Raw genomic sequence first — 12,512 nt, forward strand, 5'->3', positions numbered from 1 at the left:
TCCCTGTTCCCTATTCCCTATTCCCTACTCCCTACTCCCTACTCCCTACTCCCTAAAACCCACAACAAAAGTACCTCAACCAATTGATAACTGCTATATTACTTGAGGGTCTCCTTAAACCTATCCTCAAACTGATCTTTAGTCATCTTGCCAGCTTCTAGGTCTTCACAGAGGGTTTGAATTTTTTCTGTAAGCTGCTGATATGCATCTGGGTCTCCAAGCAAGGCTTTTTGCTTTTTCTTAAGGGGACGAAACAGCCAAGGCTGGATAAATCCTGACTTCGGTTCTTGCCATAACCCTTTTCCTTGGCGTTCCGCATCTGCCTCTGCCAACAGAAGAGAGATAGCCATCTCCCGAGGGCACTTACTAAAATAATCGTAATAAATCAGTGCTAATCCTTCTTTTACTAAACTATGCTGAAGAAACGTGCCATCCAATAAGTAAACTTCCCCAATGCTACGATTGTAGCGAGTGTCGATGTCGGTAATTCTCAATTTAACTTTATTACCGTTTTCTTCTACCAAATGTTTGACCCAGTCTTTACCTTCATTGCCCCACTTAAATTGACTTTGATAGAGCGCATTGTCCTGATTTTTATCTTCAAGTTTTTTGTAACCCCACCCCTTAGGAGTTTCTGGTGCGTCAATGTAAACGAAGCGCACTGTAATCTCTTCTCCGGAGCCATCAATCACATCAATGGTGTCAGCATCGGAAACTTTCTTAACAGCGTAGGTTTCTAGGGACTCAAAGTATGGCGGTACTTGAGGAGCAACTGACCCTACTTTACTTAAAATTTCACTAATCAAGTCTGTCATGGCGTAAATCGTATCAGGACTCAGATAAAAGTAATCGATGAACAGGCAATCAGTGCCTCAAATCAACAGCCGATGCTATTCTAGATTTAAGACTAACCATAGCAAAACACTTATTGGCTGTCCATTCGCTTCAATCATCCCACAACAGGAGCAACGCCAGATCAGGGAGGTCACTTATTTCCCTGTCCGCTCCAGCAGTAACCTTCAACACAGGTGTTACCAGATTGATATATAATCAGAGATCGTGATAATTGTTAAAAACAACACCAAATCGAGAAGCGTTGCTGGTGATCAGGTATTTCTTGATCTCAAACGCAGTTGAAACCCCTTGTGTACAAGCGCCGGGGATGAACATAACTTAGGGGCGTGATTCCCCTTGTCTACTAAATTTGTGACGAGGAATCATAAACGTCAAAAGCTAGTTAACTAGATCAGGATTTTCTAGCAGTGTTTGGTGGTGAAAAAAACCCTAGCTGCTTCCCCTTGAGAGACTGCATCAAGGCTTAAGTATAGTCAAAGTCAGCCCTGGGAGTTTTGCTCCGGAGCCAACGGTACTATGTTTTCAATTATATGAAGACTTGATATCCTAGCTTGTTTCCTTCGTGCTTTAGCTGAGGGAGAGTTTCAGTTGGCAGTAGCAAGTTTTTATCAAGGCTGTTAACTAGCTGCTGCTTCCGATTTTTTACCATTTTATCATTGGGGGATTCTGCTGTTTCTAAAACGTTTATCTATAGTTCTGTAAAGTACTCAACTGTAAGACCCACTATTGGAGGAAAAAACGATGATTCGAGAGTTCATGAAGAGAAATTTTCGACACTTTAATGCAGCCGTGTGTGTTGAGGCCGCTGAAGGATGGGTGAAACACCTGGAATCTGGGAATAAAATGTTTCTGACTATGGCTGGAGCCATGAGTACAGGAGAGCTGGGTATATCTCTAGCTGAAATGATTCGCCAAGACAAGGTACATGCTATGGGTGCATCTCACTTTTGCAATTAGGTAAAAATTCGGGCAAAAATTCCCACACTTCCCACACTTCCAACTGAGTGCATGGGATGTTTTGTAAGACTCAAATTGAGAATTGTCCGTTGAGGTAAGCGCACCGATGCTTGAGTACTTGAGGGACGTTGCTTTCGTCCCACTGAGCCCCTGAGATTTTGATGCGCCGACCAACCTGCTAAACCCGTCGATTCGTTCGCGTAGCGGCTCCAAAGGAGCATCGATCCTGACCCTATGGAAATGCCTTCGGCTTGGGTTTTAGCCGTAGTTAACAATACGGTGGCGATGCTTGTTGAGGTAGATAATAAAGTTCTTGACAGGTTCATGTTGCCAATCTTTGAACTGTTCAATCGCGCCATCGACATCCCCAAACCACAAACAAGTTTCAACTGCATCTAGCCGCTGCTGCGGGTCCACCTACCTTGCCCAGATTCTCGATTAAGTGATACCAGTCTAGAATTTCACATCGTTGTGAGGTAGTTCCAATCTCTGCAAAGATATTCCAGATGCCGTCATGACCATCACCCAAGCAGATCAGTGGTGTGGCGCTTAGGCTGTTGGTTGACCCAACTGACCAAATTTACGTTCTCGCAGAAGAATGCACCATTCCTGTGCTCATGCAAATTCACTGCTTTGTAATCACGCCACTGGCTTCGCTCACCAATAGCCGTGCGTAACCGAACTTTGCCGCCATCTACGCTCATTTCTTCAACAGTCTGTTCGAGTTCGGGCAACTCAAAGTCTTGCCGATGTACCAGGCGTTGCTGAGTGCTATGGGAAACCGACATTCGAGTCAACACCTTGATATCTGAGCGCGCTATTGTTGTAGGAGGCGTTGGCACTCAGCAACAGACAGCACTTCTCCAAATACGGACTCCACCTTGTGTAGGGCTTGACCATTAGCACATGAGCTTGTTTCTCGCTCAAACTCAATTTCCCAAGGATGCTGTTGAGGGTACGTTTTCGTCCGGCACGGGTGCCGCTGCTGGTTTGGATAAAAAATTTCCTATCTCTGGACTGACATGCTCGAGAATATGACCACGAACTACTTCTTCTATCCAGGACTTGGTTTGAACCTGCTCAGGGTCGGTTTCTACGCACACGTAAAGCAGCAATTGCTCGGGCGTGGGCTTTGATTTGGGCATGTTTGTCAGCATCCAGCACGCAGCACTCATTTGATCATAGGTCAACCAATTAAAGCTTACCTCAGATTGGTCAACACCCAACTTAAGTATTTATGCTTAATGCAAAATCGGGATGCACTCCATGCTATTTGCTGTACTGGAGCGAATCTTGAAGAGGATATCTTCAATCTGGTTGCCCACTCTCAATATAACAGGACTTACGCGGTTAAGTGGATTTCGCCCCCCTAGCCCCCCAATTTTGGGGGGTAATGATGTCAAAGTCCCCCAGAATTGGGGGATTTAGGGGGCAAATGCGTAAGTCCTATATAAGAAAGTACCGGATTATCGTTCACTGAAACCAGAAGAGGAAAAGGCTCTTTTTGAGTCCGGAATGAATCGAGTTACTGATACTTGTATCCCTGAAGAAGAAGCGATGATCAAAATTGATCGGCATATGGTGAAACTGTGGCAAGCAGCTGATCAATCTGGCCAAAGCTTTTTCCCATACGAGTTCATTTATCAACTTCTTGAAAGTCAAGAGCTGAAAGACTCTTATGAAATTGATCCTCGTGACTCATGGGTGATCGCAGCATGGCAGAAACAAATTCCTATTTTTGTTCCTGGATGGGAGGATTCAACTCTGGGAAATTCCTTTGTTTCTGAAGTTATCAAAGGCAAGATCAGTCGCTTGAATGTTGTGCGGAGCGGTCTGGAGCTGATGGTATTTCTTGTGAATTGGTATAAGGAAAATACTAGAGATTTTTCCATGGGGTTCTTTCAAATTGGGGGTGGAATTGCTGGAGATTTTCCCATCTGCGTTGTGCCACTGATCCACCAGGATCTCAAGGAAGACTGTAAGTTGTGGAGTTACTTCGCCCAAATTAGTGATTGTACCACCTCATACGGTTCCTACAGTGGCGCACTACCTAGTGAAAAGATTAGTTGGGGCAAACTTGATACGGATACCCCTAGTTACGTGATTGAATCGGATGCATCAATTGTAGCTCCGCTGATTTTTAATTACGTCCTGGGTCACTAATATCATCTCCGGTTGAATACTTACACGCTTGTGCCCAATCGAAGCCATTTGGCAGAAGTAAAGGAATAAGGTTTTTTTTTATCACTAATTATCCGGATAATGATATAACCCTAGAAGTGATTATCTAGGGTAGTTGGGTCAAAGCCTTTACCCCGTCTTCTTTCCTAGAGCGATCGCGTATGGGTTGGGTAGCGCTAATCCCGTTATATAGCACTAAGGTGGTTTGCAGTATAGAAATTTCCGTAGATAGGGCTATTGACCTAACACCTGCTGGAAATTTTCCCCATGGCAATTTCCTTATCCCCACTGCCCTAATAAATTGTATGATAATAGTTTTGGGAAATCTTTAGTAAAGATAGTACACAAGATAGTACAGAGGAAGTTATATGTCCCGATATAGAGGCCCGCGTCTGCGGGTCGTTCGCCGTCTGGGTGATTTGCCCGGTTTAAGTCGTAAAACACCCCGCCGTGCCTATCCCCCAGGTCAACATGGTCAAAACCGTCGGAAACGCTCAGAATATGCGATCCGTCTCGAAGAAAAGCAGAAACTGCGCTATAACTACGGAGTGACTGAAAAGCAGTTAATTCGCTATGTCCGTAAAGCTCGTCGAGCCACCGGTTCCACTGGACAAGCTTTGCTGCAACTGCTAGAGATGCGACTGGATAACACAGTCTTCCGCATGGGTATGGGAGGTACCATCCCAGCGGCTCGTCAGCTCGTGAATCACGGTCATGTTACTGTAAATGGTCAAGTAGTTAATATTGCTAGCTATCAGTGTCGCCCTGGGGATGTGATTGCGGTTAGAAACCGTGATCAATCCCGCCGTCTAGTGGAACGAAACTTAGAATTTCCTGGCTTAGCAAACCTTCCTAGTCATTTAGAGTTTGATAAGAACACCTTCACCGGCAAGGTGAATGGGATTATTGATCGGGAATGGGTGGCATTACAAATTAACGAGCTACTGGTGGTTGAGTACTACTCCAGGAAAGTCTAACCCGGGTTGAAAGTTAACAGGTTGAAGGTTAACAGGTTGTTCGCGTAGCGTGGCCTTTTGGCCAAGGTTGACAACGGTTGAAAGTTAACAGGTGGAGATTGAAGGTTCGGCTTCAGTGGAAGGTTAACAAGTTGAAGGTTCTAACCTGGAACCTTCAACTTGTTAACCTGTAACCTGCTAAGCTGCTAACCTTTAACCTGCAACCTTCAACCGGAGTAACCTGCAACCTTCAACCGGAGTAACCTGCAACCTTCAACCTAAATAACCTTCAACCTTCAACCTAAATAACCTTCAACCTTCAACCTAAATAACCTTCAACCTGGCTAACCTGCTAACCTGTAACCTAAAAAACTATCCACCAATTTGTGACATCGTCCTTGTATATGAACTATCAGTACCAGAGTCTCTCTCCTTGAAGTTGATTTCTGGTTTAATCATCAGCAACTGTCTGACCTGCTCTCTTAAGTCAGCGGTATCAACGCCGCTGCGTAGAGCAGTTTTTAAGTCAACTTGACCTTGTTCATTAAGTAGGCAGGGACGCAGCCAACCATCAGCAGATAGACGCATCCGATTGCAGCGATCGCAAAAACATTCTGACATCTGACTAATAAATCCCAGGGTGCCCTTGGCACCAGGAATCTGGAACACATCAGCTGGGCCATTACCCCGGACACTGGATTCTATCAAACCCCAGCGTAAGTGAATCCGTTGCCGTAATTCTTCCGAAGGTACCCACGCCCGCTCACCAAATAGCTGGGAGTTCCCGATGGGCATAAACTCGATAAATCGAACGTGCCAGGAGCGCTCAATGGTTAGAGCAGCTAAATCCAGCACTTCCTGGTCATTAGTTCCTGGAATTACCACCACATTTAGCTTTAACGGGTCAAATCCAACCTGATGGGCAGCTTTTATCCCTTCCCAAGTTTGTTCCCAGCGCGAACGTCCCCGATTGCCGATAATTTTGTCAAATGTCTCTCGATTGAGGGAGTCCAGACTAATATTAATCCGCCGTAAACCCGCTTGGTAGAGTTCCTTTGCCATACCAGCCAGTAAAAAGGCATTGGTAGTCATCGCTAAATCTTGTGTTTCGGGTAAAGATGCGATCGCTTTAACTAACTCCACTACACCTGGACGCAATAGGGGTTCACCTCCCGTGAGGCGAAACTTTCTAAACCCTACCGGGATAAACACCTCCTTGAGCAGAGTCAGCAGTTCTTGATCAGTGAGTAATTCTTGCCGTAGGATATAGTCAAGTTCTGCTCCTTGAGGCATACAGTACTGACAACGGAAGTTGCAGCGGTCAATCAAGCTAATCCGGAGATAGTCTACAGTATTCATAATTGCTGGAACCATCGGCTTTCAAAGGGTTTTGGTAATAGGTTATACGTATTCCGGAATCTGTCCCTCAGCCCTTGTAGCTAATGCTATGCAGCATCTCTTTCCAAGAATCCAGTGATACTGCAACGGTTAGGGTGCATTCCTTTTCTTGCAAAGCCTATTCTGTGTCCCTCAATGGAGTGTCACAATTGCTTACTCATGGTGTACTCCCCTACCTAAAATCAAGAAGAAACTACCAGTATCCTAGATTTAGGGGAAATGACCGACAAACCAGATTTTCTTCTATACGCACAACACGGATGGGCGGATAACTCTAAAGCGATGGCAAGCCTTGCCCAATCATTAGCCACATCCCGCACTGCCATCATTACTCCCGATCTCGGTTGGTTCAAAACCTGGCTCTGGATAGAACCCCTAATCAACCAACTCGAACACATCGTCTTAGATACCATTGTCACATATCCCCAAACACCAATCCGAATTATTGGTCATTCCATGGGTGGCTTAATTTGGCTAGAACTCCTCAGCCGTCACCAAGACTGGTGGTCACAAGTAGAATCCTTAGTGTTGATTGGTTCTCCTATTGGTGGTGCAGATCTAGCTAGAATTATTGACCCCTTTGGGATTGGTATTGGTATCGCAAAGGATTTAGGTATCAACCGCCGACAACTAGCAGAGTCCATTGGTGCAGTGATTCCCACATTAGTAATAGCTGGTGATAGTGATCATGGTAGCGACGGTACGATTACAATACAGACAACCAAGTTTTCTCCTAGTCAATTCGTTTGTTTACCTAATCTGCGTCATGCTGCTCTCAAAAATCATCCGTTAGTCGCAGCAGAAATCCAGAAATTTTGGGCGAATCCAGTTATCACACAATCTCCTCCACCAGGAGACTTTATTACTAGCTTAATTCAACAATTACACTCAGTCCCAGGTATGACTGATGGTCATGGTCGAAATTTTCACCGAGCCAAGACCTATATAACATTTAAAAATGGCATTTCCATTCGGACTTGGCAGAATCCTTTACTAATACACCATGTATTTGTAGCTAGCCCTGAAGGAGACTGTCTCTACAGTGGTTTTGTAGGTTGGATACATACTCAAGCCTTATATCAAACCCTTGGAACTATAGCAAAGGGAACAGGGAGTAGGGAGTAGGGAGTAGGGAGTAGGGAGTAGGGAGTAGGTAGTAGGGAGTAGGGAGTAGGGAGTAGGGAGTAGGGAGTAGGGAGTAGGGAGTAGGGAGTAGGGAGTAGGGAGTAGGGAGTAGGGAGTAGGGAATAGGGCATCAAAAATTATCACAATTCCTACACGGATTAGTATTGTTAGTTGAAACTTGTTACTCAAAAAAATTATGAAAAAATTTATAATAAATCAATATTTACCTGGAATACTACCTTGCCGATAGTGATAGTGAATATAAGCATAAAAAAAATCATATCACACTGGATATTATAGGGATAAACAAACCTCAAAAGACAGCAAATAAACTCTATTTTTCCATCTTAGTTGTCAAAAAAACTAGCGTTAATGTAGATTTGGTTTACATTACATAATAAGTAGGTTAAACACTATATAATACAAATACAGTTAATCACTTATCAACTAGTTTGGGGATTTTTGGTTTACGGTAATCGGTAACTACAAATTACCAATTACCAATTACCAATTAGACAATGAAGAACTAAGCGATCGCAAATTTAACCTGGTTACATGACCACCTCCCTACCTCAATCTGGATATACCTTACCCGTATTCGCCTGTGCCTCAGCCATAGCCGCCCTCCATCAGTTACGCAACGGCCAACCCTTGGAAACAGTTTCAGTGGACTTAATTAACCCTCCTGAAACCGCAGACATTCCCATTGAGCAAGTGGCTAGGATTCGAGAAGGGGTAGCGCTAGCTATCACTCACTCTAACCCTGGTGATAACCTTGACCTTACCCGTAATACCCCGATTTGGGCAGTTGTAGAATGGGGTTCGATGGAGCAAACTGAATCAATACAGTTATTGGGTGGTGAAGGAATTGGACGACAAATCAATGCCGGAGGTAAACCAGCCATCTATGCTTACGCCGAGAAACTATTGCACCATAACTTGAGTTGTCTGCTAGCACCCTCAGAGAAAATTCAGGTGACGATTATCTTGCCGGAAGGGCGGAAGTTGGCACAGCGTACTTCTAATTCTGCCTTTGGTGTAGTAGAAGGACTTTCCCTACTAGGAACTACTGGCATTTCCCAGCCTCTGAGTGCTCCTGGTCAATTAGCTGCTTACCAGGAGGAATTAAAAGCAAAAGCCAGCAAATTGCTAAAAGAGCAAGCCTCCTCACATTCGACAACACTAGTGTTCTGTGTGGGAGAAAATGGTTTAGATTTGGCGCGAACCTTGGGGATTAATCCCGAGCGGCTGGTTAAAACAGCCAATTGGCTCGGACCGTTGTTGGTAGCAGCTGGGTACTCCCAGGTGCCAGAAATTTTGTTATTTGGCTATCATGGTAAGTTAATTAAACTGGCTGGAGGAATTTTTCACACTCACCACCACCTAGCTGATGGACGACTGGAAATTCTCACCGCTCACTGTGCGCAGTTAGGAGTACCAACCCCACTAATCAGGCAAGTATTTGGCAGTCAAACCACTGAAGCTGCTCTGAATTGTCTGCGTCAATGGGATCAGACTCAGGGCACTGATTGGGTCAATCAGGTTTATCATGCGATCGCATTGACCATTGACCAACGCTGCTTTGACTACATCCGCAAACACAGTGAGCAGCATATCCAGATTGGCTCCGTATTATTCGATCGCGATCGCCAAATTATCGTTACCAGTCCCACAGGTTGCACATTATTTTCAAATTTGTGATAAATTTTTATAAATCTTCATACATTGGCGGGCGGATCTTGTAGCCGAACCCAATGTATGATAAATTAACCTGATTATCAGATGAAACTTCGGATTTCAGGACATATAAACTGAAACCCTGAAAAATCTCCTGACTAGAAGTCACGAGAGTGTCAACAGACATACCACTGCCAGGCAGGTCTATGAAGTGCGTGTGGGAGTGGAAACTGACATAACCGTAAACAGATAGAGTTCTGTATCGTCGATGAGAGTCTACGACTCAGACTAACTGGTTAATGCCAGCGCTACCATCCACATCAAAGTGTTGGGGCGTTGAAGGATTAATTTACGGAAACCATCAGCTTTCAACCTATCTGTTCATAGGAATCAATTTATGCTGCCCAGAAGCACACCTAGGCAGCGACCTGTTCGTACATTCACACAACTAAACATGACGAACACAGCAGTAACCCTAAGGACCAACAAACTATCTTACCAGAAAGAGGCATTGCCTGTAGCCTCTCTAGGAGAGCAGTTGAATCGCCAGATGATTGTGATTCTGGACTTCGGCTCTCAATACTCGGAACTGATTGCTCGTCGCATTCGCGAGACTAACGTTTACTCCGAGGTACTATCCTATCAGACCACAGCTCAACAGCTACAGCAGCTTCATCCCCAGGGCATCATTCTCTCTGGAGGTCCCAATTCCGTCTATGACGATGGAGCCCCCCTATGTGACCCAGAAATTTGGAATCTCGGTATACCCGTGCTAGGGGTTTGCTATGGGATGCAGTTGATGGTGCAACAACTAGGTGGAACAGTCACCAGGGCAAAAAAAGCTGAGTATGGCAAAGCCGCCTTACTAATTGATCACCCCACTGACTTACTGAGCAATGTGCGAGACCACTCAACCATGTGGATGAGCCACGGAGATTCCTGCGTGACTTTGCCAGATGGCTTTGAAGTCCTTGCCCATACTCAGAATACCCCTTGTGCCACCATTGCTAACTATCAGAAAAAACTTTATGGCGTGCAATTCCATCCAGAGGTTGTGCATTCAACCGATGGTCTTGCCCTAATCCGTAACTTTGTTTACAACATCTGCGAGTGTGAACCCACTTGGACCACTGCTGCTTTTATCGAGGAAGCGATTCGAGAAGTGCGTGCCAAGGTAGGGGACAAACGGGTTCTGCTGGCTCTGTCTGGTGGAGTAGATTCCTCTACCCTTGCTTTCTTACTCCATCGCGCAATTGGGGATAAACTAACTTGTATGTTTATTGACCAAGGCTTCATGCGCAAAGGGGAACCAGAGCAGTTGGTGAAGCTATTTGAGGAAGAATTTTGTATTCGAGTAGAGTATGTGAACGCTCGCGATCGCTTTTTGGCTCGCCTTGCTGGTGTCACTGACCCAGAAGAAAAGCGTCGCCGCATCGGTCACGAATTCATTCGCGTCTTTGAAGAAGAATCCCAACGTCTTGGTCCATTTGATTATTTAGCTCAGGGTACCCTCTATCCCGATGTGATTGAATCAGCCCATACCAACGTTGATCCCAAAACCGGTGAGCGGGTAGCTGTGAAAATCAAGAGCCATCACAATGTCGGAGGCTTACCTAAAAACCTGCGCTTCAAGTTGGTAGAACCATTACGCAAGCTATTTAAAGACGAAGTGCGCCAACTCGGTCGTGACCTCCGCTTGCCAGAAGCGATTGTGCGCCGACATCCCTTCCCCGGACCAGGGTTGGCGATTCGCATCATTGGTGAAGTGACCTCAGAACGGTTGAATATTCTACGAGATGCTGATTTCATCGTTCGAGATGAAATTCGCCGACAGGGGATGTATAACGACTTTTGGCAAGCCTTTGCCGTATTGCTCCCAATACGCAGTGTGGGAGTAATGGGGGACAAGCGCACTTACGCTCATCCGATTGTATTGCGCTTTGTTTCCAGTGAAGATGGTATGACCGCTGACTGGTCACGAGTACCTTATGACTTACTTGAAACTATTTCCAACCGGATTGTTAATGAAGTCAAGGGAGTTAATCGGGTAGTCTATGATATTACCTCTAAACCTCCTGGAACCATAGAGTGGGAATAGTTTCTTCAAAGGGTGATTAGTGATTAGCTGTCCGGCAAAATTCATCCCACACCTATGCATAGCATAGGTGTGGGATGAATTTTGCACAGGGTATTATAAAATTGCTATAATATATGTACTGATAAACAAAGCCGAAAATGCTGGTTTGTCAGCCACCTACTAATCAAAAATACAACTTATTGTATTGTTCCGGCGCGGAGGGGCATCCCGTGTCGTTAATAAAGCTTACCGAGTATCCGTTCGCGCAGCGCCGGCGAAAGCCGATACCGTTGGGGGGNGTGAAGTGACCTCAGAACGGTTGAATATTCTACGAGATGCTGATTTCATCGTTCGAGATGAAATTCGCCGACAGGGGATGTATAACGACTTTTGGCAAGCCTTTGCCGTATTGCTCCCAATACGCAGTGTGGGAGTAATGGGGGACAAGCGCACTTACGCTCATCCGATTGTATTGCGCTTTGTTTCCAGTGAAGATGGTATGACCGCTGACTGGTCACGAGTACCTTATGACTTACTTGAAACTATTTCCAACCGGATTGTTAATGAAGTCAAGGGAGTTAATCGGGTAGTCTATGATATTACCTCTAAACCTCCTGGAACCATAGAGTGGGAATAGTTTCTTCAAAGGGTGATTAGTGATTAGCTGTCCGGCAAAATTCATCCCACACCTATGCATAGCATAGGTGTGGGATGAATTTTGCACAGGGTATTATAAAATTGCTATAATATATGTACTGATAAACAAAGCCGAAAATGCTGGTTTGTCAGCCACCTACTAATCAAAAATACAACTTATTGTATTGTTCCGGCGCGGAGGGGCATCCCGTGTCGTTAATAAAGCTTACCGAGTATCCGTTCGCGCAGCGTCGGCGAAAGCCGATACCGTTGGGTGGAGTTGGTAAGAAGCCCACACGCTCACTCAAAGAGTCAGTGTGGGAGTATGTCACTGATTAGCCATTGTTAATTGCTCAGATGACTTAAGCATTCAGCCTTAAGCGCTCAGCCAAAGGCTGATAGCTAATGCGCGTAGCGCATTAGCTGAATGCTTACCAGATGACTCATCACTAAACAATATAAAACCGAAGTTTAACTGAACTGAAAACTTCGGTCGATACACTATGGCAAAAGCAATATTAAATAATTTTCAACTCTTCCTAGTCCGTTTTGTTTGTGTCAACAACCCCAGTCCTACCAAACCAAGACCGATAACACTCCTAGTCAAAGCCTAGGCAATTCCCGGCAATTCCCGGAAATCGCCAACTAGG

The 12,512-nt window shown here is 45.1% G+C and carries 8 protein-coding genes and 4 pseudogenes; 7 read left to right on the forward strand and 5 right to left on the reverse strand.

The window, feature by feature from the left end:
* Positions 1 to 98 precede the first annotated feature (98 nt).
* Entirely contained in the window at positions 99 to 815 is a 717-nt protein-coding gene (locus BJP37_RS28315) for a thermonuclease family protein (RefSeq protein ID WP_075903842.1), read from the reverse strand.
* A gap of 781 nt (positions 816 to 1,596) precedes the next feature.
* Between BJP37_RS28315 and BJP37_RS28320 the strand changes: the two are divergent.
* A pseudogene (locus BJP37_RS28320) lies at positions 1,597 to 1,797 on the forward strand (deoxyhypusine synthase family protein); the annotation flags it as partial.
* 85 nt (positions 1,798 to 1,882) lie between these two features.
* Here the strand turns inward: BJP37_RS28320 and BJP37_RS28325 are convergent.
* A pseudogene (locus tag BJP37_RS28325) lies at positions 1,883 to 2,973 on the reverse strand (ISKra4 family transposase).
* An 83-nt stretch (positions 2,974 to 3,056) separates the two neighbouring features.
* On the opposite strand from BJP37_RS28325, the pseudogene BJP37_RS28335 reads away from it, so the two are divergent.
* A pseudogene (locus tag BJP37_RS28335) lies at positions 3,057 to 3,975 on the forward strand (deoxyhypusine synthase family protein).
* A 124-nt stretch (positions 3,976 to 4,099) separates the two neighbouring features.
* Here the strand turns inward: BJP37_RS28335 and BJP37_RS37695 are convergent.
* Positions 4,100 to 4,282: a hypothetical protein gene (locus BJP37_RS37695; RefSeq protein WP_143727846.1), complete on the reverse strand. Its 183-nt coding sequence runs from the start codon at positions 4,280 to 4,282 to the stop codon at positions 4,100 to 4,102.
* A gap of 79 nt (positions 4,283 to 4,361) precedes the next feature.
* Here BJP37_RS37695 and rpsD point away from each other — a divergent pair, with 79 nt between their 5' ends.
* A complete protein-coding gene (gene rpsD / locus BJP37_RS28340) occupies positions 4,362 to 4,970 on the forward strand; it encodes a 30S ribosomal protein S4 (RefSeq protein WP_070395435.1) in 609 nt (202 codons plus the stop codon).
* A 351-nt stretch (positions 4,971 to 5,321) separates the two neighbouring features.
* Here rpsD and moaA read toward each other — a convergent pair whose 3' ends face one another.
* Positions 5,322 to 6,308, reverse strand: a complete 987-nt coding sequence (gene moaA, locus BJP37_RS28345; protein WP_075903846.1) for a GTP 3',8-cyclase MoaA — start codon at positions 6,306 to 6,308, stop codon at positions 5,322 to 5,324.
* Positions 6,309 to 6,566: 258 nt separating this feature from the next.
* Here moaA and BJP37_RS28350 point away from each other — a divergent pair, with 258 nt between their 5' ends.
* Positions 6,567 to 7,472 carry an alpha/beta hydrolase gene (locus BJP37_RS28350; protein WP_075903848.1) on the forward strand — a complete coding sequence of 302 codons (906 nt, stop codon included), beginning with the start codon at positions 6,567 to 6,569 and terminating at the stop codon, positions 7,470 to 7,472.
* Here BJP37_RS28350 and BJP37_RS41640 read toward each other — a convergent pair.
* Positions 7,422 to 7,661, reverse strand: a complete 240-nt coding sequence (locus BJP37_RS41640; protein ID WP_198954214.1) for a hypothetical protein — start codon at positions 7,659 to 7,661, stop codon at positions 7,422 to 7,424. The genes BJP37_RS28350 and BJP37_RS41640 overlap by 51 nt on opposite strands.
* 366 nt (positions 7,662 to 8,027) lie before the next feature.
* Here BJP37_RS41640 and cbiD point away from each other — a divergent pair, with 366 nt between their 5' ends.
* The 3 genes and pseudogenes from cbiD to BJP37_RS28365 form a co-directional block, all read left to right on the forward strand.
* On the forward strand, positions 8,028 to 9,173 hold the full coding sequence (gene cbiD, locus BJP37_RS28355) for a cobalt-precorrin-5B (C(1))-methyltransferase CbiD (RefSeq protein ID WP_075903851.1): 1,146 nt from the start codon (positions 8,028 to 8,030) through the stop codon (positions 9,171 to 9,173).
* A 526-nt stretch (positions 9,174 to 9,699) separates the two neighbouring features.
* Positions 9,700 to 11,247: a glutamine-hydrolyzing GMP synthase gene (gene guaA / locus BJP37_RS28360; protein ID WP_075906555.1), complete on the forward strand. Its 1,548-nt coding sequence runs from the start codon at positions 9,700 to 9,702 to the stop codon at positions 11,245 to 11,247.
* A 280-nt stretch (positions 11,248 to 11,527) separates the two neighbouring features.
* Positions 11,528 to 11,863 (forward strand): annotated as a pseudogene (locus BJP37_RS28365) (GMP synthase (glutamine-hydrolyzing)); the annotation flags it as partial.
* Positions 11,864 to 12,512 lie beyond the last annotated feature (649 nt).

The sequence above is a fragment of the Moorena bouillonii PNG genome (assembly GCF_001942495.1).
Taxonomy (GTDB): domain Bacteria; phylum Cyanobacteriota; class Cyanobacteriia; order Cyanobacteriales; family Coleofasciculaceae; genus Moorena; species Moorena bouillonii.